The organism is Microbacterium sp. cx-59, from assembly GCF_020805625.1.
Lineage (GTDB): Bacteria > Actinomycetota > Actinomycetes > Actinomycetales > Microbacteriaceae > Microbacterium.
The window spans coordinates 507,736-531,032 of record NZ_JAJHGO010000007.1 but is presented as its reverse complement, the minus strand read 5'-3'; the positions used below and the strand labels follow the sequence as shown (position 1 = coordinate 531,032).

Genomic DNA, 23,297 nt, shown 5'->3' with positions numbered 1-23,297 from the left:
AGCGTCAGGCGCGGCGTCAGGCGTCGGGCGTCGCCTTCGCGTCCTGCCTCGGGATCACGACCTGCTTGAGCACCAGCAGAACGGATGCGGTCACCGGGATCGCGACGAGCGCGCCGAGGAGTCCGAGCAGCGTGCCGCCGACGAGCGCGCCGATGACCACGAGCGCGCCGGGAATGCTGATGGTGCGGTTCATGATGCGCGGGGTGAGAACGTATGCCTCGACCTGCATGTAGACGAGGTAGGCGATCGCGAAGATCAGCGCTCCGAACGGATCCGCGAAGAGCGCGATGACGGATGCGATGACCCACATCAGGACGGTGCCGACGAGCGGGATGAGCGTGATGCAGAACGTCACCACCGCCAGCAGGAGCGGGAACGGCAGCCCCAGCACGACGAACATCAGGAAGACGAACGTCGCGTTGCACAGCGCCAGGATCACCATGCCCATGAGGTATCCGCCGATCGAGTCGGTGATCTGCTCGGTCAGGTCGGCGACGCGCGACCGTCCGTGGGCGGGAACGAGTCGGTAGAACGAGCGCTTGATCGTCGGCAGCGATGCGAGGAAGTAGAGGCTCAGGACCAGGATGATGATGCCGCCCGAGATTCCGGACACGATCGTGACGCCGACCTGGAACACGCCGCCGCCGATGGCCGCGATGTGTCCGGGATCGACCAGGAACGTCTGCACCTGGCTGAGCAGGTCGTTGAAGACGTCGCCGAACTGGTTCTCGAGCCAGGCGTAGGTGTCGCCCTGCTGGAAGGTCGTGATCAGCCCGGGCACGTCGTTCGCGAACTGCACGATCTGCCGCACGACGGTCGGGATGATGAGCATGAGCACGGCCGCGAGAACGATCGCGAAGGCGGCGTAGACGATCACGATCGACCAGGTGCGCGACAGTCCTCGCCGCTCGAGGAGCCGCACCACCGGGTCGAGGCCGAGGGCCGCGAACATCGCGAACACGATGTAGATGATGACCGTGGACAGGTTCGAGAACGCGAACCCGAGGAGCAGAGCGACGAGCCCGCCCAGGGTGATGAAGAACCCGAGGGCGAACGGATGGTGCACCGCTCGCCGGCTCACTCCGGTCTCGCCCGACTGGGGGGCGCCGCTGTCGGCGGACGCGGCTCGGGCGCGGCGTCCGCGCGCGGGCCGGGGAACCTGCAAGGGGTCGGTCATGGTCATCACTCTAGGAGCACAGCGGCCGGTAGTCTCGTGGGCGGAGGACGCCATGACCGAGCCCATCGACCCGACCACGACCCTTCGTGATCTTCGCGCGAGTATCGACAACATCGATGCGGCGCTCACCTACCTGCTGGCCGAGCGGTTCCGTTGCACCAAACAGGTCGGCCGCCTCAAGGCGGAGCATGGGATGCCGGCGTCCGATCCCTCCCGCGAAGAGAACCAGATCGCCCGTCTCAAGCGTCTCGCAGAGGACGCCGATCTCGACCCCGCCTTCGCCGAGAAGTGGTTCAACTTCGTCGTCGCCGAGGTGATCCAGCACCACCGGATCGCGGCTGCGGGCACCGAGGGCACCGACGACGCTGCCCCCGCCGAGTAGCGCGACTCCCGAACGCACAGACAGCGATGGCCCGGATGCTGCACCCGGGCCATCGCTGTGTGCACGCGGTGCTCAGGGCACCGCGCGCCGCAGGATCGGGAAGGCGCCGACCGCCAGCAGGGCGGCGAGGCCGGCGAGCAGGAGCATGAGCCCACCGGCGCCGATCTGCACGAACCACTCGAAGACGGGCGCCCACGCATCCGCCCAGCCGACCAGCCAGAGTGCGGCGACAAGGAGCACGCCGAGGCCGATAAGCGACAGCGTCAGACCGAACGCCCCGAACCGCTTGTAGATGGTCGCCGCACCGAAGCCCACGACGAAGAACAGCATCGCGAGCACGAAGTAGAAGAGCCCGGCCAGCAGCGGTCCCGATTCCCAGAGCCACGGGATCGAGAAGAAGTAGCCGTTCATCCCCCACCCGTCGGTCAGGGTCTCGACGAAGCCGCCGAGAACGAAGATCACGGCGAGCAGCGCGGAGGTGAGCACCGCCGTGAGCAGCGACCCGAGGTAGAACTCCCGGCGCGTCACGCTCATGGCCTGCGAGAACGGGAAGGTGAGGGTCAGTGCCTGCACGCCGACCGCGAGGAAGTACCAGAGCGGGGCCTGGGCGCCGCCCCCGACCTTGGCGCCTTCCACGCCCGCCGTCTGCAGGATGCCGTAGATGGCGAGCGTGATGACGAAGGAGCCCGCGAGGATGATCAGCGGGATCCAGATGTACGTCTGCCGGTTGACGAGCTGCATCCGGACGACGTTGAACGTGCGGTTCATCGACGTGCTCCTTCCTGGTGCGCGGCCGCGGCATCGGCCGCGTGCTGCGTCGTGCGGACGATGAGTTGCTGGAGCGAGACCGGAGTGACGTCGAGGCCCTCGGCGGTGAGGCGCTCGCGGTCGCCCGGGGTGAGGGTCCCGAGCACGGTCACCGACGACACGCGTCCGAGCGCCTCCCGGTGGATCACCTCACGACCGGCGACGAACTCCTCCACGGTCGCCGTATCGCCGACGATAGTGGCGGCGCGGTCGCGGACCGCATCCGTCTCCTCATCCATCAGGATTCGGCCGCGGTCGACGACCAGCACGCGCTCGATGAGGTTCGCGACCTCGTCGATGAGGTGGCTGGAGAGAATGACCGTGCGCGGATGCTCCGCGTAGTCCTCGAGCAGCCGGTCGTAGAAGATCTGCCGGGCGACCGCGTCGAGACCGAGGTACGGCTCGTCGAAGAACGTCACTTCTGCGCGCGCGGCGAGGCCGATGATGACGCCCACGGCCGACAGCTGACCGCGCGAGAGCTTCTTGATGCGGGTCTTTATCGGCAGTTGGAAGTCCTGGATCAGTCGGTCGGCGAGCTCCTGGTTCCAGTTCGGGAAGAAGAGACGCGCCATCGCGAACGCGTGCTTCGGTAGGGCGTCATCCGGGTACTTCTGGCTCTCCCGGACGAAGCACATCCGTGACAGCACGCGGCTGTTCTCATACGGCTGCTCGCCGAAGATGCGGACGTCGCCCGAGGTGGCGAAGTTCTGCGCGGTGAGGATCGACATGATGGTGGTCTTGCCGGCACCGTTTCGGCCGAGCAGCCCGTAGATGGTGTCTTTCTCGATCGTGAAGCTCACGTCGTCGACGGCCACGGTGTCGCCGTAGCGCTTGGTGAGGCCGGTCACCTCGATCACGGAAGTCACAGCGTGTTCCCTTCGGTGGTGGACGAGTCGGCCGCGGACGCGCGGTCGGCGATGAGGCGGGCGAGATCGTCGGATCCCAGCCCGAGTTTGCGGGCTTCGGCGAGCAGCGGCTCGACGAAGCGATCGGCGAAGACCGTGCGGCGTTCGGCGAGCAGCAGGTCGCGCGCGCCGGGCGCCACGAACATGCCGACGCCGCGCCGCTTGTACAGGACGCCCTTGTCAACGAGCATGTTCACTCCTTTGGCCGCGGTGGCGGGATTGATTCGGTAGAACGCCGCGAGTTCGTTCGTGGATGGCGCTTGCGCCTCGATCGCGAGGCTCCCGTCGATGATCGAGTCCTCGACGTTCTCGGCGATCTGCAAGAAGAGCGGCTTGCCTTCTTCGATCACTGTGGTCCCCGTTCGTTGGTTCGTTACTCAGGTAACTAACCATGCAACGGGAGTCCGCCGGTTGTCAACACCCCGTCCGTGATCTGCGTCGGACTTCCCATCGATCCCTGATCAGGAGTCAGTTTGCGTCGATCCGTGCGCTTTGATATCACGGGCGCGATAGCGACTGGACGGCGGGAGTCAACGCGCACAGCCGACTTGCGGACATCTGCCAGGCGTGAAAAATTGGCTCCGGCCCGCTGCTGGGCCTACGACCAGTCCGCGATCGTCGCCCATCCGCCCGAGGATGCGAGTCGGCGAGCGTACGGTCGGCGGCCATGCCCGAGTCCGATGCTCGGCGCCAGCGCGAGCCACGCCTTCTGCGTGGCCGCCCGCGGTCGCCACCCGGGCGTAACCGATGCGGCCCTGCACCGGCTGCCGAGGTAATCCACAGTGACCATCGCGCACGCGATCGAAGCGAAGAATCTGTTCAAGGTCTTCGGGAAGAACCCGAAGCAGGTCGTCGACGGGCTGAACGCCGGTCGCAGCCGGGCCGAGCTTGCCGACCGAGGTACGGCCGCCGTCATCGACGCGAGCTTCACGGTCGATCCGGGCGAGATCTTCGTCATCATGGGGCTGTCCGGTTCCGGCAAGTCCACCATCATCCGGATGCTGAACGGCCTGCTGCCACCGACGTCCGGGGAGGTCCTGGTTCAGGGCCGGAGCGTCACCCACGCGTCTGCGGCGGAGCTGCGCCGCATCCGCCGCTCGTCCATCTCGATGGTGTTCCAGCACTTCGCGCTGCTGCCCCATCGCACGGTGCTCGACAACGCGGCCTACGCCCTCGAGATCCAGGGCGTCGGGCGCGACGAGCGCCGCGAGCGCGCGCGCGAGATCCTCGAAAAGGTCGGTCTCGGTGATCGCATCGACGCGATGCCCGACGAGCTGTCCGGCGGCATGCGCCAGCGCGTGGGCATCGCCCGCTCGCTGACCTCCGGCACCGAGATCATGCTGATGGACGAGGCGTTCTCGGCGCTCGACCCTCTCATCCGCCGCGAGATGCAGGAGCAGCTCATCGAGCTGCAGCAGGAGCTCGGGCGCACGATCGTCTTCATCACCCACGATCTCAACGAGGCGATGTTCCTCGGCGACCGCATCGCGGTCATGCGCGACGGACGCATCGTGCAGAACGGCACACCGGAGGAGATCCTCACCGACCCGGCAAACGACTACGTCGCGCAGTTCGTGCAGGACGTCGACCGTGCCCGCGTCCTGACCGCATCCTCCGTGATGGAGCCGCCGCAGGCGACCTCGCCCGTAACAGCCGGCATGCGCGGCGCGCTCCGCGTCATGCGCGACCAGCAGGTCGGCGCCGTGGCCGTGCTCGAGAACCGTCGCTACCTGGGTTCGGTCACCGACCGCGCCGTGATCCGTGCGGTCAAAGCGGGCGACACCGATCTCCGCGCCATCGTCCAGAACGTGCAGCCCGCGGTCCGCCCGGAGGATCCGCTGACGGATGTGGTGGAGCGCTCGGTCGAGAGCCCCGTGCCCGTGGCCGTCGTCGACGACCGTGACCGCTTGGTCGGCGTGATCCCGCGCGTCACGCTGCTCGCCGCGCTCGGGAACGTGCCCGCCGTGACGCGCGAGACCCCCATCATCCAGGTGCCCGCGACGGTGCCCGCGAGCGAGATCGTGCAGACCCTGCAGGTGGCCGAAGCGGGCGCATCCGCCGACCACGCGTCCGCCGCGACGAACGGAGCCCTGCGATGAGCGATCTCTTCCGTCTTCCCCTCGGCGACGTGGTCGAGGCCGCTGTCACCTGGATCATCGCGACCTTCGGGTGGCTTTTCGACGCCGCATCCGCCCTGCTCGGCACGATCTACGACTGGCTCGACGCGTCGCTCTCGTCGCCGCCGTTCTGGGCCGTGCTCATCGTGGTCGCCGCGTTCGCGTACTGGTCGAAGGGCCTGTGGCTCGCGATCGGCAGCGCCGTCGGACTCCTCGTCATCGTCTCGGTGGCGCAGTGGGAGAACGCGATGGACTCCCTCGCCCTCGTGATCCTCGCCGCGGTCGTGGCGATCGCGATCAGTGTTCCGCTCGGTATCTGGGCCGCGCGGAGCGACCGGGTCTCGGCCGTCATCCGCCCCGTGCTCGACTTCCTGCAGACGATGCCCGCGTTCGTCTACCTCATCCCCGCCATGCTGATCTTCGGCGTCGGACCCGTTCCCGGTATGGTCGCCACGATCATCTTCGCGATGGCGCCCGGAGTGCGCCTCACCGAGCTCGGCATCCGCGGAGTCGACGGCGAGATCATCGAAGCCGGACACGCTTTCGGTGCGACGCCCGGCCGCATCCTGCGCCAGATCCAGCTGCCGCTCGCCCTGCCGAGCATCATGGCCGGCGTCAACCAGGTCATCATGCTGAGCCTGTCGATGGTCGTCATCTCCGGCATGGTCGGCGCGGGCGGACTCGGGGGCCAGGTCGTGCAGAGCCTCAGCCGCATCGACATCGGACTCGGCGTCGAAGCGGGCCTGTCGGTCGTCATCCTCGCGATGATCCTCGACCGCGTGACCGCCGGGTTCGCCGCCCCGGGACGGAAGAAGCAGCTGGCCGCGGCCGGTACGACGAAGAAGGCGACGGACGCGGCGCCCCCGGCATCCGAGCCCTCCGACCGCGCCGCGGGCACCCCTGCACTGACCCGCAGGCCGGCGACGGCCAAGGCCTGAGAGGACACGACATGAATCTGCGAAGCAGTCGCACCATCGCCGCGGTCGTCGCGCTCGCCGGGAGCGGTGCGCTCCTGGTGGGTGGCGGGATCTCCGCCCTGCCCAGCGCCGACAGTAAGGGCGAGCTCACGATCGCGGTCTTCAACGGCTGGGACGAGGGGATCGCCGCGGCCGAGCTCTGGAAGCACGCGCTCGAGGAGAAGGACTACTCGGTCGAACTCGTCTACGCCGACCCCGCCGCTGTCTTCACGGGCGTCGCCGGCGGCCAGTACGACCTCGTGCTGAACGGCTGGCTGCCGATCACGCACGCGTCGTTCATGGAGACGTACGGCGACGACCTCGTCGACCTCGGTGCGTGGAACGACGAGGCGAAACTGACCATCGCGGTCAACGAGGACGCCCCGATCACCTCGCTCGACGAACTGGCGGCCAACGCCGACCTGTTCGGCAATCGCATCGTCGGCATCGAGGCGGGTGCCGGCCACACGCGCATCACGTCGGAGGATGTGATCCCCGGCTACGGCCTCGAGGGGATGGACTTCGTCACCTCGTCGACGCCGGCCATGCTCACCGAGCTGAAGTCGGCGACGGATGCGGGGCAGAACATCGCCGTGACGCTGTGGCGCCCGCACTGGGCCTACAACGCCTTCCCGGTGAAGGACCTCGAGGACCCGCAGGGACTGCTCGGCGACGCGGAGGGGCTGCACACGCTGACCTCGACGACCTTCGCCGACGAATTCCCCGAGGTGAACGCGTGGCTCTCGGACTTCCGGATGGACAACGACCTGCTCTACTCGCTGCAGGACGCGATGTTCAACCAGTACCGGGGCGACGACTACGGTCCGATCGTCGCCGACTGGATGGCCGAGAACCAGGAGTGGTCGGACGCGCTGACCGAGTGACGGGCGAGTGAATCCTCCGGACGTGCACGCGATGCCGTCGCCCGAGTGATGGGCGGCGGCATCCGTCGCTTCAGGGCACGATCAGGCCGACGGCGGAGTGGTGTTCGGTCGCGGCGGCGCGTCGATCTCCAACGCCACGCGTTGCTCGAGTACGTCGACGGCACCGTCGGAGAGCGAGATGAGCCCATCGAGCTCCTCGCGGACGCGCTTGTAGGCCAACTGACGCTCGGCGGGGGTCGCCGCCTGGTCGACGGCGACGGTCAGCAGTTGCTTGGCGACGTCGAGGCGTTTGCGCTCGGGCGCGGTGAACGACGAATCCTTGAGGCGGCGGGCATCCCGCTCCGCGACATCGAACGCGACCTCGTAGTCGGTGACCGCATCCTGGTACTCGCGGCGCTCGTCGGCCGTGAGGGTCGCGTCGGCCGACGCGGGGCGCAGGCGGTCGGCGACCTTCTTCGCCCGGAGGAACGCGGCGGTGAGCGGTTGGCGGCCGTCGCTCATCGCCGGGAAGTCGATGGTCTTCGCCACGTCGAGTTCGTACTCCAGCCAGCGCGAGGTGACCTCGTCGTGCGAGGCCATCGTGCGAGCGAGCCCAGCGCTCGGGGTCGCCGTCGGAACCGGCGGGAGGGCGGCCTGCGCTGCGGCCGCCACCTGGGCGGCTTTCAGCTCGCCCTTCGCCCGGATGATCTCGAGTCGGCGCTTGTGTCGGCGCCGTCCGGCCTGCTCGATGGCGCGCCCAGCGCCGCCGGCCACGCCCATGAGCGGGAAGACGAGCCACCAGTAGCTCCCGATGAACTGGAAAACATGCTCCACGGCTTCATCGTAGGTCCGCAGACCCCCGGCCTCGTCTGTCAGTGCTCCGCCGGCGGACGAGGCGACCGTCCCGGTACCGGCCATACCGGGCGCGGGCGGTCGGGTCGAGTGCCGGATGCGGGGCGCGGAGCGGAAGTCGGCTCCGCGGTGCCCCCGGTCGGGGGAGCGGATTCACCGGCGCCCGCCCGAGGTGTCGAGACGGTGTGGGGCGGGCGCGACTCGGCGCGTGCGTCGGGCGCGGCCGAGATCCGACGTGCCGACGTGCGCATCGCCGCATCCTCCGCCGCGGTGAAGGCGACCTCGAGGGCACGGATCGACTGCCGGTACGCGGCGAAGCGCTCGGCGCTGATGCGCGTGGATGCCGACGCCGGCCGCAGTTCATAGGTCTCGCGCTGCGCCTGCAGGAACGCCGCCGTCGCCGGATGCCGCGCATCGGTCATCTGCGGGAAGGCGATCGCCGTTTCGACATCCGTCTCGTACTCGAGCCACCGTGCGGTGATCGCATCGTGCTCCTGCATGAGTCGCTCGAGCGGCAGTGCGTCGGCGGTTCCGCTCAGCTGGGCGCGCTCGGCACGCACGCGGGTGCGGCTGGCCTTCAGCGCCAGAGCCGCGGCCTTCTGCTGCAGTTTCGCCTGCTGGAGCGCGCGGCGGGCCTCAGACACGCTCGGCACACCCGGCGCGGGAGCGGCGCGCTGCGCCTGCGCGGTGAAGACCTGCGCTTGCGCTGCGCGCGTCTGGGCGCGGGCCGACATCAGCGCACGCGCGGCGGCGCCCTCTTCGTGGCGGGCGGCGTCGAGAGCCAGCCGCCGCGCACGGCGTCGGCCGGTGGTCACGCCCGCGTAGCCGGCGGCGGCCAAGCCGACGGTCGTCGGGCCGGTCCACCACCAGGCGGCGAGGAACTCGAAGAGGGGCTCCACGCTGTCATGCTACGCGCGGGGTCACCCGAAGAGCAGGGCGATGACCGTCGAACCGCCACCGACGAGCACGAGAGCGACGATGACCGTCCACGCGACGATCTTCATCCGCATCCGACGCTTCTCGGTGTAGAGGTCGTATTCGCCGTCGCCTGGGTCGCCGGGCTGACCGCCGGTGCTGAGAGTCATGCGGGGAACTCGCTCACTGTCGGGCCGAAGACGGCGGGCAGGGTGGCCGCCGACGTTTCGCGCAGCTCGCTGAGTGAGACCGTGAACACGCCCTGCACCTCGAGGGCAGGCTCGTCGCCGTCGGCCGCCGAGTCGGTCACGCCGATGCGGAGCACCGGGTAGCCGCGGCCGTCGCAGAGGCCGCGGAACTTGACGTCCTCCTCGCGCGGGACGGTCACGAGCACGCGCCCGGTGGACTCGGAGAAGAGGGCGGATGCTGCATCCACCCCATCGCGCTCCGACAGCTCCGTCAGCCACACGCGGGCGCCCACGCCGAAGCGCATGACGCCCTCGGCGAGCGACTGGCCGAGGCCGCCCTCGGAGAGGTCGTGGGCGCTGGAGATGAGTCCCTGATCGGAGGCCGCGCGCAGCAGCTGGCCGAGTCGCTTCTCGGCGCCGAGGTCGACCGCCGGCGGGCGTCCGCCGAGGTGGTCGTGGATGACGTCGGCCCAGGCCGAGCCGCTCAGCTCGTTGGCGGTGACGCCGAGCAGGTAGATGTTCTCGCCCGAGTCCTGCCAGCCGCTGGGGATGCGGCGCGCGACGTCGTCGATGATGCCCAGCACGCCGACGACGGGCGTCGGGTGGATGGGGGTGTCGCCGGTCTGGTTGTAGAAGCTGACGTTGCCGCCGGTGACGGGGATGCTGAGTTCGAGGCATCCGTCCGACAGTCCTTCAACGGCCTGCGAGAACTGCCACATGACCTCGGGGTTCTCGGGGCTGCCGAAGTTCAGGCAGTCGGTCACCGCGGTCGGGGTGGCGCCGGTGACGGCGACGTTCCGGTAGGCCTCGGCGAGGGCGAGCTTCGCGCCCTGGTACGGGTCGAGCTGGCAGAACCGGCCGTTCGCATCGGTCGCGATCGCGAAGCCGAGCCCCGACGTCTCATCGACCCGGATCATGCCCGCGTCGTCGGGGAAGCTGAGGGCCGTGTTTCCGAGCACGTAGTAGTCGTACTGGTTCGTGATCCACGAGGTATCGGCGAGGTTCGGGCTGCCGAGCAGCTGCAGGAACTGCGTGCGGAGGGTGTCGCCGTCCGTTGGGCGGGGGAGCGCGGCGGCCGAGTTCTCGTTCAGTGCGTCGATCCACGACGGGTACGCGACGGGGCGCTCGTAGACCGGACCGTCGACCGCGACCGTCGAGGGGTCGACGTCGACGATCTGCTCGCCGTGCCAGAAGATCTGCAGGCGACCGTCACCGGTGACCTCGCCGAGCACGCTCGTCTCGACCTCCCACTTGCCGACGACGGCGAGGAACGCGTCGAGCTTCTCGGGCGCGACGATCGCCATCATCCGCTCCTGGGACTCCGACATCAGGATCTCTTCGGGCGTCAGAGTGGGGTCGCGCAGCAGCACCTTCTCGAGGTCGACGCGCATTCCGCTGCCGCCGTTCGCGGCGAGCTCGCTGGTGGCGCACGAGATGCCGGCGGCGCCGAGGTCCTGAATCGCCTCGACGAGTTCGTCGCGGTAGAGCTCGAGGCAGCACTCGATGAGCACCTTCTCGGCGAACGGGTCGCCGACCTGCACGGCCGGACGCTTGGTGGGGCCGCCGTCGGCGAAAGTGTCGGAGGCGAGGATCGACGCGCCGCCGATGCCGTCGCCACCGGTGCGGGCCCCGAACAGCACGACCTTGTTGCCGGGGCCCGTGGCATCCGCGAGCTTCAGGTCTTCGTGGCGGAGCACGCCGACCGCGAGGGCGTTCACCAGCGGGTTGCCCTGGTACACCGAGTCGAACACGGTCTCGCCGCCGATGTTGGGCAGGCCCAGGCAGTTGCCGTAGAAGGAAATGCCGCTCGTCACACCGTGCACGACGCGTGCCGTGTCGGGGTGATCGATCGCCCCGAAGCGCAGCTGGTCCATGATCGCGACCGGGCGCGCGCCCATCGAGATGATGTCGCGGACGATGCCGCCGACGCCCGTCGCGGCACCCTGGAAGGGTTCGATGTAGCTCGGGTGGTTGTGCGATTCGACCTTGAAGGTCACCGCCCAGCCCTCGCCCACGTCGACGACACCCGCGTTCTGGCCCATGCCGACCATGAGGCGTTCGCGCATCTCGTCGGTGACCTTCTGGCCGAACTGGCGCAGGTAGATCTTGCTCGACTTGTAGGAGCAGTGCTCGCTCCACATCACCGAGTACATCGCGAGCTCGCCGCTCGTGGGACGGCGACCGAGGATCTCGCGGATGCTGTCGTACTCGTCGGGCTTGAGGCCCAGGGCGCCGTACGGCTGCTCGCGCTCGGGAGTCGCGGTGGCGTTCTCGACGGTATCGGCGGCGGGGCGGGTGGGCGCCTCAGGGGAAGTGGGGGTGGTCACGCGGCTGAACTCCAAGGACGAGGGATGCCGGACGTGCCCAAGTCTAGTTGGGAGCCGCTCGCGCAGCCCGGCCCCGTTCCCGCCCCGTCCGTTTCGCGCGCTGGTGCCGCTGTCGGGCGCTCCCGGCAAGTGAAGCGGGAGAGGTGTCGGGAACGCGGCGAGATGACACTGAATGTCACGTCATCCGCCAGTTCTCGCCGAATCGGTGCAACCTTGTCGTGACACTTTCGGGAGCCATGCGGTCCCTGCATCGACGTCGCTCGCATCCCCCGGTAGGGCCGGACATTGGCTGAAATTCCCGCATTCTGGACATTTCTCGCCGCGCTTCGGAGTCACAGCAACCTGTGAGCTATTCGTGCAGCAGTCATTGATGAAGCGTGATCTGCGTCTAGATCGATGCCTTACTCCCGCGGGCGTACAGTTCGAGGTTGCGCGCATATCCGATGCATTCTTCGTCAACGTGTTTTTGGACCGCGCGGAAGGTTCCGATCATGCTGCCGACCGCGGCGAGTGGCGGGGGCATGCTCGTCTGGACGGAGCAGTGGAACTCGACGGCATCCGTTCCGGCAGGGACGACCCACATTTCCCATGTGATACCGACGTGCACGGGTGGGCCGTGAAGCATGTACATCGTGCTTGCCGGGGAGACCATCACGACCTTTGACGGCGTCGCCGACTTTTCGATGTAGTGCTGGACGAAGAGGTGACCGCCGATCGACTCGACGTTGATCATGCCCCGCGTATCGCCCCGCTCCCATGTGCCGAGGGCACGGTGCGCGATGGATGCTTCTGCATAGTCGGCGTCGGTCATCTGGAACAGCCACGTGGGCACATCGATCTCGTTGATCGAGATGTCGATACGAGTGCTCTGGGTGAAGGTGCGTACGTTCATGGTCTGGGCCCGTGTCCTTTCTGGTCGAGCCAGGCGAGAACGTCGGAGGCGACTTCCTGCCAGCCGGCGTCGATGGTGAGCGAATGTCCCTTGCCTTCGTACGTGTGGTACTCGGTCACTGAAGAGTCATTCTTCGCGTAGAGCTTCGCGACCGCGCGAGTCACGACTTCCGGGACGGTGTGGTCCTCGGTGCCCGAGGTCAGTAGGAGCGGCCCACGCAATGCCGTCTCTGTGTCGACGGTGGCGTGCGAGTTGCGGGTGAAGTTCGCGGTGGCATCTTCGAAGAGCGGTCGTCCAGGGCCGGGGATGGTCCATGCAGCGTGCAGCGCATTGGATTCTTCGTCGGTGATCGCGTTGCCGAAGGCGTACTTGAACTGCTTCTCGTCGAGGGCAACCGTTTTGGTCCGGTTGCCTGGACTGCGGAGCACGGGGAACCCGGACTTGAGCTGTGCGAACGGGATGACGTGGACGCCTTTGACGGGGGCGGGGTCGATGGCGACGGCCGCGGCGACGAGGTCGTTCGCCAGCAGCTCCTGTGCGATGAGGCCGCCAAATGAGTGGCCGACCACGATCGGTCTTTCGTCGAGCTTCTCGATGAGGTCCGCGTAGTGATTACAGATCTCCCAGATGCCTTGGTTGTTCAGACCGTCCGGGTTGGCGCGGGTTGCTTCGACGGTGTCCAGGTCGCCGGGCCAGCCTGGAGCCGATGTTGTGTACCCCTTCTGGGTGAACAGCTCTTGCCAGGGCTTCCAGGCGCTGGAGTGGATCCATAGTCCGTGGATGAATACGACGTGCGTTGTCATTGCTGCTCCTTGATCGTGTGCGAGTGAGATTGAGTTGTGGATCTTGATCGACCTCGTTGGGGTGGGAGGGTTACCGCGCGACCTTGACCACCCACTTGATGGCCAATCCGAGGGTGCTGATCGCGCAGATGCTCACCGCGAGTACCGCGACCGTGTTCGCCCGGAATCTGATGCCGTCAGTGCCACCGATGTAGGCGCCGAGCGGGATGGCCACGCCGCCACCGCCACCGCCGTCCCCGAACTGCGGGGAGTCTTGGATTCCTCCGAACCCGTAGGTGACAAAGGCGACCGGAACGAAGTCGATTCCGTTCAAGGTTTGTTTGTCTCCGTACGCGAGCGAGATCCCGCGTTGGTTGACCCCATCCGCCAGGTTGCCGGTGAGGTCACTCTTCGTCGTGTCCGTCATTTCAGGCCCTTCCGTTGGACGATTCGTGGTTGGCGCGGAGGGTGGCCAGCTGCCCGTCGAGGGTGCGCCATCCACCCGCTTCGTAAGCCACGATCAGGGTGACCGGAGACGCCAAGGTGATCAGGAGGCACCCCCAGAGTGGCCAGCCGGCAAAGGCGAGCAGGATCGCGAGGACCGGGAACACAAGCGCCGTCACCTGCAGGGATGTGGGGCGCGGGACGGCAGAAACAAGCCACCCGTGGAGGAGGCAGCGAGTGACCATGAACACGAACACCGGCCCGGCGACGGCGACGACCGCTACGAGCTCCGAGACGGGATGGCCCTCGTCGTAGACGTATCCGACGACATGCAGTCCAGCCCCCGTCGCGGCGATAGCGATGAACAAGATGACGTGCCCGTACGCCCAGGGGAGCACCTTGGTACGTCGCGCACTCAGAGCTGGCCCGTGCGGAACGAGGAAGTAGACCCACCACAGCGCGAGAGATGTTGCGATGCCTGCGGCGACGGCGGCCCCAGCATCAAAGCTCCACCCCTCCAATGCTGATATCTGCGTCGCGGACGAGAGGGTGCCGAAGATGGTCTCCCCGAGAGCGACGATGGTGAGAAGTGAGTACCGTTCCGCCAAGTGATGAGAGTTCCACGGGGTGACGCCACCCTCCGCGCGTCCCCTCCTCTCGGCAACGAGCGGAGCCAACGACTCCACCCCGATAAGAAGCGCCATCACCACCAGGGCCGGGCCGGCTGTGAGATGTACGACCGCGAGGATCACCCAGCCGACCTGTGTAGGGATCACGAACGCGGCGTAGGTGAGGGCGAGCTGCCGGTACCGCGGGTCGTGCCGAGCAGCTCGCAGCCACTGTGTGGCGACGGCGACACGGATGACGATGTAGCCGGCAACCATGACGCTGTTGTCGACGACCCCTCCGCTCTCGATTGACTCGAACAAGGGGGGAAGTCCGATTGCCAGGACAAGAACTCCGGCCATCTGCACCATCGTCAGCAGCCGGAACAGCCAGTCGTCGTTGTCGAACGCCGACGCGAACCAGGTGAAGTTCGTCCACGCCCACACGATCGTGGTCATCGCGAGGATGAAGGCGACGGTGGCGGTTCCGATGTGTCCACTCACGATGTCATCAGCGAGCTGGCTGGATGCCACCCCGAAAGCCGCAACGAAGGTGAGGTCGTAGAACAGTTCGAGTGGTGATGCCGTGCGGCCACTTCCCGCCGCATCCCGGCCTTGCATGGACCTCAGGCCATGTCTGTACTGCCCACCCTCAATGCTCACGCGAGGCCCTCGGTCGCGAAAAGCGAGCCAGCGGAACACGGCGGCGCTGTTCTCGCCCGCAGCGACGAAACTCCGCAGAACACCAGCTCGCGTTCATCTCGTCCCCTCTGGCCTTTGGGAGCGAAGCTATGACGCCCCACTGGATTTGCAGTGGAGCCGGAATGGAGCTTTGGTCCACACTGATGAGAGGCAACATTCCGACCGACGGGGCGAAGTGGTCGGGCCGCGCCGGACATACCCTCGGGCACCTCCGTCATCGACATGCGGGAGTTGAAACTTTTGAGCACCCGCGATGATCGTGCGCACGACGACGACCTGACGGCTGATCCACTCCGGCTGCAGGTTCTGGGGCCATTGCAGCTCTGGCGGGGTGGCACCGAGCTTGACGCGGGCCCGCCTCAGCAGGCGCATCTGCTCTCTGTCCTTCTTGCCCAGACCGGCCGCCCGACGAGCGCCGAGACCCTCATCGAGATCATCTGGGGAGGCGCTTCTCCGCAGAGCGCGCTGAACTCTCTACACAAATACGTCGGCGCGTTGCGTCATCTCCTCGAACCAGATATTCCGCCACGCCACAGCGGTTCCTACATCCAACGTCGAGGCAACGGGTACGTGTGGACGAGTAACGACGCGACATTGGACCTCAACAAGTTCCGGTCCCTACTCACCGCTACCCGCCTTGCGCTTGTCGAGCAGCATTCTGGCAAAGCCCTCGACCTGTATGTCGAGGGACTGAACCTCTGGCGCGGCCCAGTCGGTATCGGTCTGGATGGCGCGGCTGCATCTGCCAGCATGTTCGCGTCGCTGAATGCAGAGTTCACAGACACGGTCATTGCGGCCACTGCACTCGCGATCCGACTCGACGCGCCCGACCGGGTGATTCCCCACTTACATATGGCAGCGGCGATTGCACCTCTCCACGAGCCGGTCCAAGCGAGCTACATCACAGCGCTCGGCGCCGCCGAACAACGAGCCGAGGCCCTCGCAGTGTTTCAGACGGTCCGAACCCGTCTTGTCGAGGAACTCGGGATCGATCCGGGCCACGCTCTCGTTGCTGCGCACCGGCAAGTACTCGATCCACAACCAACCAATGGCACCGCGGGGCGCTCGAGCTCGGACCGATTGCCATCAACGCCGGAGGATCGACCCGTTGCAGCGGAACCGTCTCGAGTTGCCAGCTTCAGTGGGCGTGACGCTGAGCTGGCAGCCATTCGGTCTTTCGCCACCGCCGGAATCGAAAAGCAGCAGACGCCGACCGCGTTGCTGATTACTGGACCACCTGGTGTCGGCAAGACGACCACAACCCTGGAAGCACTCCACGGCATAAGTGGCTGGGAGTCGCGACTCTTCGCGAACCTTCATGGGTTCGATCCCTCCCCACTCAGCCCGCTGCAGGTCCTCCGCGCTCTCCTCGCCCAGGTGAACAGAGGAGAAGAGCCGCCCGGTTCTCTCGATGAGTCGATTGATGCCTGGCGTGCGGCAGTAGAAACGCCCCTGCTGGTCGTTCTCGACAATGCGTCGGCCGAAGCTCAGGTACGTCCGGTCCTGGCCGTCGACGGTCCAATCATGGTGATCATCACCTCTCGACGCGCACTGCCCGGTCTTGAGGTAACAGAACGGATTGAGTTGGGTCCGCTGGCCCGGAAGGAGAGCACCGAACTTCTCGCACGGCTCATCCCCGAAGCGCGCAGACCCGATGCGGATCTCTCGCTGTTGGCTGAGCTGTGCGGAGACCTGCCCCTCGCGCTACGTATCGCGGGCGCCCGGATGGCGTCGCGACCCGAGTGGTCGGTGAGCGACTTCATCCTCCGCCTAGCAGACGAGCGGAATCGGCTTCAGCAACTCGTCGCCGGCGATGTGGCCGTCAACACCGCATTCTCACTCTCCTACGACGCACTCCCACCCCATGGGCGGCGCCTCTTCCGGAGCCTGTCATTGCTCTACGGCCGCACATTCAGCGCGGCAATGGCCGCATCGATCGACAATCTCGACCCCGACGTCTGCCGAGACCACCTGGACACGCTCACCGATCTCGGGCTGCTCCAAAGCGTGAGCGGGGATCGGTACAGGCTGCACGACCTCCTCCGCGTGTACGCTGCCGATCGGTTCCGAGACGAGGCCTCAGCGGTCGAATCGCGCGATCAGCGGGCCCGCTTGAATCGATGGACCCTAACCAGTGCAGCACGAGCAGCGCGTTTGTTCCCCCCGGCTCACACATCTGTCCCCGTCGCCAGCTCAGCGAGTCGCGAAGAACTGCAACAAGCCAAAGACTGGTTGGTCACAGAATCGGATCACTGGTTTGGTGCGTTCAAGAACTCAGCTGAGCGCGGCGAGCACGAGCTCGTAGTAGACACAGCGATGGCGCTCACGCATATCTCGGCTGATTGGTGGCAATGGCCTGAATGGTTTGAGCTGCACTCGATCGGCGCCGCCTCCGCCCTGCACCTCAACGACATGGAGTCGCATGTCATCCAACTGCATGCCGCGTCGGCGGCGGCCGCGGACGACATCGGTCCTAGTGACAGTGAGCACGCTGCACGCCGGGCACTCGCGGCCGCCGAGGCGTGGGGCGATCCCTATTGGATCGCCTGCTGCAGGTACAGTCTCGCCGACTCGTACTACTTCGTCGCTGGCGACATCGAAGCCGCGCAAAGAGAAGCCAAACAAGCCGCAGCACAATACGAGGAACTCTCCGACTTCACCGGTCAGGTCGCTTCCCAAGCGCTGATCGTGGGATCCCTCACACGCACCGACATCACCGCAGGTGTCACCGTCGCCGAAAGGACGCTTGCACTCATCGACGGACTCGGGCCCCACCCGGAGCGCCACGCGCAACCCAACACCCTCAACAACTTCTTCAACGCCACCGCTCGCATCTTCATCGAGGTGCAGCGCTTCGACGAGGCCCTGGCGGTCGCCACACGAACGATGATGTTGCCCGACAACATCCTCGACCTCGGCGGGAACCACATCCGCGGCCTCCGGCACCGGGGTTTCGCGCTCCTCGGGTTGGAACGGTACGAAGAGGCCAGGGAAGCGTTTGAGACCGCACTGACGCAGGCGGGCTCCTACATGCCGGATTGGTGGGTCGCAGAGATCCAGGAAGGCTTGGACTCCATCCCGAATCCGTGAGCGGAATCCACCCCTCATCCACAAGTCATCCACTACGCCTCAGTAGCTTTCGTGCCAAGCACACCACGAGAGGGATGAGCCATGAACCGCACCATCGGCCCCAACGGGACCTACGCCGCCGCGACCGACTACCCGGGCAGGACGCTGGGCATCACTGCCTTCGTGCTGTCGTTCTTCCTACAGGTGATTGCCCTGATCCTCGGGATCATCGCGATCGTTCAAAGTCGCAGAGCCGGGGTGTCGAACAACCTGGCTATCGCTGCCGTTGTGATCAGCGCGGTCCTCATCGCTACCGGGGTGATCGTGTGGATCGCCGTCGTGGGCTCGCGACTCACGTGACATGACATCCCTGCTTCGAGGGAGTGCCTCGTGATCGTCTTCTACCTGGCGATCGCGGCGGTCGGCGTGATCGGCACCTGGTACTTCAACATCACCAGTTTCGCCAACGGTGAAGACTACTTCGCTGCATGGTTCGCGACCGCTGCCTCTTCGTCCGCGGCCACCGACGTACTCGTCGTCGCGGTGGCATCGTGCGTGTTCTTCGTCGTCGAGGGCCGCCGACTGGGCATGCGCAACACCTGGGTTCTCATCCCGCTCACGTTCCTGATCGCTCTCGCTTTCACATTCCCGCTCTTCCTCGCTTGGCGGCACCACACAATGAGACACACCGAAGTCGCGGCGGCGACGCCATGAGTTTCGTGATGAAGATCGGCCAGCTCGTGAGCGGCTCCTGGAGGGTCAGCACAGGACTAACGGTCCTCACCATCCTCAACGCCGTCGTGCTGCTCATCGCCATCCCGATGAGCGTCTGGGACCAAACACTGGTGGCCGGCGTGCCCGCCTGGACCAAGCCCATCAAGTTCTCGCTCGCATTCCTAGCGTTCGGGCCGACCATGCTCTGGATCTACGCCCGCGTGAAAGTCGGTCGAATCGGCAGGATCGCTTTGGAGCTCGTCGGCTGGTCCATGGTGCTCGAAATCGTGCTCATCACGATGCAAGCCGCCCGCGGGGTCATGTCGCACTTCAACTACTCAACCCCGTTCGACGGCGCGGTCTTTCGAGCGATGGCAGCGGGCACCGGCATCTTCGCCATCGCGGCGTTGATCGTCGGCGTCGTCCTCGCGCGACGACGGCTCGAAGGACTCATCGGGCTGGCCATCACCCTCTCGGTGCCGATCATGACCCTCGGTGCGATCCAAGGCGCCTCGATGACGCAGCCCAAACCGGGCCAGGCAGAAGCCGGTCGGCTCTTCGTCGGAGGCCACACAATCGGCGGCCCACAGGTGCAAGGACCGGGACTGCCGTTCCTCGGATGGTCCACAGTGCACGGCGACCTACGGGTGGCGCACTTCGTCGGGCTGCACGTCCTGCAAATCCTCCCCCTGGCCGCACTGCTACTCACCGTGCTCGCCGCGCGAGGCATCATCAAAACCTCCGAACGCCGGCTGCGGGGTGCCGTGTGGGCAGGCGGAGCCGCATACGTCGGTCTGATCCTGACCCTTTACTTCCAGGCCCTGCGAGGACAATCAGTGATCGCTCCCGACGTGATCACCGTGCTTATGGCCTGCCTCCTTGTTTGGGTACCCGTAGCGGTCGCATTCGGCCTCGTGCTCATACCCAGCCGTCGACGGCTACGGCGACCCCCGGGCGTGCGTGAACCGATCGGCGAGAGCAGCCCGTAATCCCACACGAGCTCGTTCGTACAAGTATCGCCGGAATCTGGGCATCGCATTTGAGACATTTGCACCCGCTGAAGCGGTCAGGAGAGACAACTGTCAGCGGAATTTACATTGGCCCTATCTGCCGGGGGCTCTCGAAACGGGGCGGTCGCGCTCGGCCTCAGTGAAACCCTCAGAACGAGTCGAGGCGGCTTGACCGTTCGTCCATCTCGGGGCTGCGCGGCAGCGACTCACTGTCATAGATAACGTGAGCCAGTTGCGCCGTGCGCTCGTCGAAGACGAACACCACGCCGCGGGGCACCTCGATCTGGTACTTCTTGTCCTCCAGGTAGGTGGTCGCCTTGTCGACGATGTCTTCTAGGTGCGCGCGAGGTGGGCGGGTGACCCAGATCAGCGCCCACGCGTCGGCCTTTGTGTTTCCTGCGTCGGAGAAGTAGCTGCGGCCGTTGCCGTCCCTGCGCCGGTTAGACAGCAGCATCCGCGGCACCCGAGCCCAGCCCTTCTGGGTGTCTGTGTCTCCACCCAGAAGGGTGGCCCCGACGCTTAGCCAGCCGTAGTCCCGCCGCGCGGTCAGTTCGCCGACCAGCTTGTCCATCGGGCGGGCGGTGCGATGCGGTTTCGGAGCGCGGGGAACGGTGGTGTCGATCTGCGCCTGGTGCCACGCATCCAACGGGGCGGTGCGGACCCCGACGAACACCGTCTGCTGCTCTGCACGGCGGCGCAAGTCATCCTCGTCGATTGCCGACGCGTACGGGAGCTCAGCCGCCATCGCGATCGGATCGGGGGCGACATACAGCCCCGCGTCAAGGAAGTAGAGGAACAGGTCGAGCTCGTCGATGGCGTGATAGTAGGTAGGCATCTCCGGATCGCGACGTCTGCGCAGGTATAGGAGGAAGTCTGCGGGTTGGTCGATGAGCTTGGCGATTAACTGCAGGTCGTGGATGGACACCACCCAGGGCACCCGGTTCTCGTCCAAGAGGCCGGCCTCCACCAGGGCGGTAGTGGCGGTGGCGACCTGAGTGAGATCTTCCAGGGTAAGCGCGACGGTGTGCACTTCCCGCACATGCGACAGGTCGAGCCAGGTGCCGTCCTTGAGTCGCAGGCCGCCATCCTCTGCGAGGCGTTGCTGCATTCGGCTGGCCTGGTCGGCGGCTTTGGCGATGAGGTCGGTGAGGTTGCGTCTTAGGCCGCGGGTGTCGCCGGCTCGGGCGGCCGGGGTGATGGCTACCGCTTTCGCTTCGACGATGACGGCAACATCGTCCAGCACGAACAGCATGTCTCCCTCGACTCGCTTCGTGTATTTCGTGGGCGGCAGGTTCGCCTCGGCGTCGGTCCCGGGGACGAAGTAGTCGAAGGCGAAGTGCGTGACGGTGCCGGGCAAGAGCCGCTCGAAGGCCGCTCTCCCGATTTCCTCCAACACGGTGCCCCGGCGCGCCTGATACGTCTCCCACACGGTTGTGCCCCGCATGGTCTGCTCCAGGTTCTCCCGGATCGCGGGCCGGATCAGGCCGTCGTGGATGAGGATGAACCGGTCATCCCTGGTGCGCAGGATGGGGTTCGTGCGGAGCGGGTTGTCGCCGGTCACGAACCGGTCAAGGAGCTGCCGTGGTGTGCTGTCGTCCCGGATGACGCTGAAGTGCTTCAAGACCGCGCCCGTCACATCGACCCCGCATCCGGCGAGCTTGTCGACCTCAGCTGCGGTGAACGCGACGAGGTCAGCCGTGGGTTGCCAGAACCGGTTGAAAGCCACGCGCTCCTCCGACGTCAACCCCAGTAGTCCCACGTCCGCCAGGAGCGCGGGGCGGGAGTGCGCTGTCTCCCCGAGCGCGACCCAGCGGTCGTTGGTCGCGGCCGACTGTGCCTGACTGAGCGCGGCGAGCACTTGAGCGGCGTCCTCCGCATCGAAGCCGACGGTCCCGCGGAGCAGGTTGGCGACTTCCTGGCTGTCGAAGAGGAGGTCGTGGGTGCGTTTGACCATGTCCGGGTAGGAGGTATTGCGGATCCACACTTCCCGTCGATGCACGGATGCCGCGATCCTCGCGAGCGGGTCATCCTGGGATTGGAGGGCTTGCATTGCCTGAGCCATGCGGATAACTGACCCTGCCGCTTCCGCCCAATCGTGCGCTTCGCGGTAGAGGCCGTTCATCACCTCTCTCCGGGAGGAACCGGGGTCCGGCCCAGTTGACGCGGTGAGCGCGAGCAGTGTGAGCAGCTCCGTCTTCGTCGGGCCGCCGTCGGTGTCGGGTTTCACCATCCCCTCGAACACCCACGGCAGGCACGCGACACGGGCGAGTTCGACGACACGTTCGGGTAGGTGGGAGGACAGTGCCCTGGTGAGTTCAGCAAGCTCGTTGTCGATGCGCATGCTCAGCATGCCGATGGGGTCGGCGGAGTCGTTTATCTCCGCGACCAGCCGGTCCAGCTTCATTTCCAAGGTGTCCCGTCCGCTGACCGCAGTCGGCGGCTTCGGGTGCGCTCGACGCTTCCTCATCCGACTCATGACGTCACTGAACCATGTCCCCACCGACGCTGTCACGGTGCCGTAGGGATCGCGAACGGGTCAGAGCACCGCTCGCTGCCCTGAATCTCGTACTCGTCGATGTACTCGCCCTCTGGGATCGGCCGGTAGCCGGTCACGCACACCTGCCACGTCTGGTCGGCGGTGAGGGTGAGGGGCTCGCCATTGGTCTCGAAACGGTGGACCGAGTCGGATGCGGGATTCAGTTCCCGTGAGGTCAACAACTGCTCCCCGTCCCGGTATCCCGCGTCCACGGTGAACGACTGCGGGTAGAGGGCGACGATGTTCACCACGTAGTGATCCAGTGTCGAGTCCTCCACAGGGTCCCATTCCGCCACCACGGCGTCACCCGCACCAGACCACACGATGGAGACCGGACTGCCCGGGGAGAGCTCGCGCGGCGACGGTGCTTGCGTCCCAGGGACCGTGCATGTTCCGGTCAGTCCGCAGAACGGGCGCCAGTCACCGATGCCCGTCCAACCGATGACAACGGCGACCAGCGCCCCGACTAGTGCCGCTGGCAGCCCCCAGCGCTTTGCCCAGCTGCTCCGGCGCGCTGACGAGCTCACCCTCACATTCTGGCCCTCCGCCGCAGGGGTCTGTGCTCATTCACCCCACGCATAGCGTGCTGTTGATGCTCGCGGCCCGTTGGCGTTCCGCGGGGCAATCCCCTCCGCCGTGCATGCGTCATGCCTGGTGGCTACTCGCCGAGTTGCGTCGGCGTCATCCGCGTTCGGCCTCTACCTCTGCGTAGTCCAGCCACAGGACTTCCCAGCGCTCTGCTTGAGACTCGCACCACACATGACTGCGTGTGCGCTCCCAGAAGTACAGCGCGCCGGTGAAGTAGTGACGGACGCCTTTCGAGGTGCGCACCGGCACAGGATCAATCGCAGCCCAGTCCCGTTCGCCGAGCTCTCTGCTGGTAACGGCATGCTGCGCTCGAGGCCGGCGCCGTTCTCATTTGCGCGGCACCCAGCGCGCCTCGGTGCCCGCAGAGCGGCGCCTGGTCGTGATCTGTTTCGCGATGTCGACCGGTCGCACCTGGATGCCTCCCTACGGGCTCGCGACGCTGCGTGCCTGGTGCTGATGCTCCCGC

The 23,297-nt window shown here is 66.4% G+C and carries 22 protein-coding genes; 8 read left to right on the top strand and 14 right to left on the bottom strand.

The annotated features are described in order from the left end of the window. Positions 1–16: 16 nt before the first annotated feature. Positions 17–1,177 (bottom strand): AI-2E family transporter, encoded by a 1,161-nt coding sequence (locus tag LMI96_RS09950; RefSeq protein WP_228361394.1) that lies wholly within the window; start codon positions 1,175–1,177, stop codon positions 17–19. Between the two features lie 52 nt (positions 1,178–1,229). Between LMI96_RS09950 and LMI96_RS09945 the strand changes: the two genes are divergently transcribed. Continuing rightward, positions 1,230–1,559, top strand: a complete 330-nt coding sequence (locus LMI96_RS09945; RefSeq protein WP_228361393.1) for a chorismate mutase — start codon at positions 1,230–1,232, stop codon at positions 1,557–1,559. Between the two features lie 72 nt (positions 1,560–1,631). On the opposite strand, the gene LMI96_RS09940 is transcribed toward LMI96_RS09945, so the two are convergent. Genes LMI96_RS09940 through LMI96_RS09930 form a run of 3 tightly spaced genes read right to left on the bottom strand, consistent with a single transcriptional unit; the run spans position 1,632 to position 3,621 of the window. Further along, a complete protein-coding gene (locus tag LMI96_RS09940) occupies positions 1,632–2,327 on the bottom strand; it encodes a hypothetical protein (protein WP_228361392.1) in 696 nt (231 codons plus the stop codon). Next, a complete protein-coding gene (locus LMI96_RS09935) occupies positions 2,324–3,232 on the bottom strand; it encodes an ABC transporter ATP-binding protein (RefSeq protein WP_228361391.1) in 909 nt (302 codons plus the stop codon). Before LMI96_RS09935 ends, LMI96_RS09940 begins: the two co-directional genes overlap by 4 nt. Continuing rightward, positions 3,229–3,621, bottom strand: coding sequence for a GntR family transcriptional regulator (locus tag LMI96_RS09930; protein ID WP_223722081.1), 393 nt, complete (start codon positions 3,619–3,621; stop codon positions 3,229–3,231). The genes LMI96_RS09935 and LMI96_RS09930 overlap by 4 nt, the downstream gene beginning before the upstream one ends. Before the next feature lie 432 nt (positions 3,622–4,053). Between LMI96_RS09930 and LMI96_RS09925 the strand changes: the two genes are divergently transcribed. Genes LMI96_RS09925 through LMI96_RS09915 form a run of 3 tightly spaced genes read left to right on the top strand, consistent with a single transcriptional unit; the run spans position 4,054 to position 7,228 of the window. Beyond that, the gene (locus LMI96_RS09925; protein WP_228361390.1) at positions 4,054–5,370 is read left to right on the top strand and encodes a glycine betaine/L-proline ABC transporter ATP-binding protein; all 1,317 of its coding nucleotides are present in this window, start codon (positions 4,054–4,056) and stop codon (positions 5,368–5,370) included. Continuing rightward, entirely contained in the window at positions 5,367–6,326 is a 960-nt protein-coding gene (locus LMI96_RS09920; protein WP_228361389.1) for a proline/glycine betaine ABC transporter permease, read from the top strand. The genes LMI96_RS09925 and LMI96_RS09920 overlap by 4 nt, the downstream gene beginning before the upstream one ends. Before the next feature lie 11 nt (positions 6,327–6,337). Continuing rightward, the gene (locus LMI96_RS09915; RefSeq protein ID WP_228361388.1) at positions 6,338–7,228 is read left to right on the top strand and encodes a glycine betaine ABC transporter substrate-binding protein; all 891 of its coding nucleotides are present in this window, start codon (positions 6,338–6,340) and stop codon (positions 7,226–7,228) included. Positions 7,229–7,309: 81 nt separating this feature from the next. Here LMI96_RS09915 and LMI96_RS09910 read toward each other — a convergent pair whose 3' ends face one another. From LMI96_RS09910 to LMI96_RS09875, 8 genes are all read right to left on the bottom strand, one after another. Then, complete coding sequence (locus LMI96_RS09910; protein ID WP_228361387.1) at positions 7,310–8,041, bottom strand: hypothetical protein; 732 nt, start codon at positions 8,039–8,041, stop codon at positions 7,310–7,312. A gap of 38 nt (positions 8,042–8,079) precedes the next feature. After that, on the bottom strand, positions 8,080–8,958 hold the full coding sequence (locus LMI96_RS09905) for a hypothetical protein (protein ID WP_228361386.1): 879 nt from the start codon (positions 8,956–8,958) through the stop codon (positions 8,080–8,082). Positions 8,959–8,979: 21 nt separating this feature from the next. Beyond that, positions 8,980–9,144 (bottom strand): hypothetical protein, encoded by a 165-nt coding sequence (locus tag LMI96_RS09900; RefSeq protein WP_223722087.1) that lies wholly within the window; start codon positions 9,142–9,144, stop codon positions 8,980–8,982. Beyond that, on the bottom strand, positions 9,141–11,489 hold the full coding sequence (purL, locus tag LMI96_RS09895) for a phosphoribosylformylglycinamidine synthase subunit PurL (RefSeq protein WP_228361385.1): 2,349 nt from the start codon (positions 11,487–11,489) through the stop codon (positions 9,141–9,143). The genes LMI96_RS09900 and purL overlap by 4 nt, the downstream gene beginning before the upstream one ends. A gap of 388 nt (positions 11,490–11,877) precedes the next feature. Beyond that, entirely contained in the window at positions 11,878–12,381 is a 504-nt protein-coding gene (locus LMI96_RS09890; RefSeq protein ID WP_223722089.1) for a hypothetical protein, read from the bottom strand. After that, positions 12,378–13,184, bottom strand: a complete 807-nt coding sequence (locus LMI96_RS09885) for an alpha/beta hydrolase (RefSeq protein WP_228361384.1) — start codon at positions 13,182–13,184, stop codon at positions 12,378–12,380. Before LMI96_RS09885 ends, LMI96_RS09890 begins: the two co-directional genes overlap by 4 nt. 70 nt (positions 13,185–13,254) lie before the next feature. Then, complete coding sequence (locus tag LMI96_RS09880; RefSeq protein ID WP_223722091.1) at positions 13,255–13,590, bottom strand: hypothetical protein; 336 nt, start codon at positions 13,588–13,590, stop codon at positions 13,255–13,257. Between the two features lies 1 nt (position 13,591). After that, on the bottom strand, positions 13,592–14,833 hold the full coding sequence (locus LMI96_RS09875) for a low temperature requirement protein A (protein WP_223722092.1): 1,242 nt from the start codon (positions 14,831–14,833) through the stop codon (positions 13,592–13,594). 303 nt (positions 14,834–15,136) lie between these two features. Here LMI96_RS09875 and LMI96_RS09870 point away from each other — a divergent pair, with 303 nt between their 5' ends. The 4 genes from LMI96_RS09870 to LMI96_RS09855 all read left to right on the top strand — a co-directional run bounded on the left by LMI96_RS09870 (position 15,137) and on the right by LMI96_RS09855 (position 19,686). Further along, on the top strand, positions 15,137–18,004 hold the full coding sequence (locus tag LMI96_RS09870; RefSeq protein ID WP_228361383.1) for a BTAD domain-containing putative transcriptional regulator: 2,868 nt from the start codon (positions 15,137–15,139) through the stop codon (positions 18,002–18,004). An 81-nt stretch (positions 18,005–18,085) separates the two neighbouring features. Then, a complete protein-coding gene (locus tag LMI96_RS09865) occupies positions 18,086–18,343 on the top strand; it encodes a DUF4190 domain-containing protein (RefSeq protein WP_228361382.1) in 258 nt (85 codons plus the stop codon). Positions 18,344–18,373: 30 nt separating this feature from the next. Beyond that, entirely contained in the window at positions 18,374–18,697 is a 324-nt protein-coding gene (locus tag LMI96_RS09860) for a DUF2834 domain-containing protein (protein ID WP_228361381.1), read from the top strand. Beyond that, entirely contained in the window at positions 18,694–19,686 is a 993-nt protein-coding gene (locus LMI96_RS09855) for a hypothetical protein (protein ID WP_228361380.1), read from the top strand. Before LMI96_RS09860 ends, LMI96_RS09855 begins: the two co-directional genes overlap by 4 nt. 169 nt (positions 19,687–19,855) lie before the next feature. Here the strand turns inward: LMI96_RS09855 and LMI96_RS09850 are convergent, their stop codons facing one another. Then, positions 19,856–22,117, bottom strand: coding sequence for a hypothetical protein (locus LMI96_RS09850; protein WP_228361379.1), 2,262 nt, complete (start codon positions 22,115–22,117; stop codon positions 19,856–19,858). Positions 22,118–22,215: 98 nt separating this feature from the next. Further along, positions 22,216–22,566 carry a hypothetical protein gene (locus LMI96_RS09845; protein WP_228361378.1) on the bottom strand — a complete coding sequence of 117 codons (351 nt, stop codon included), beginning with the start codon at positions 22,564–22,566 and terminating at the stop codon, positions 22,216–22,218. Positions 22,567–23,297: the final 731 nt, after the last annotated feature.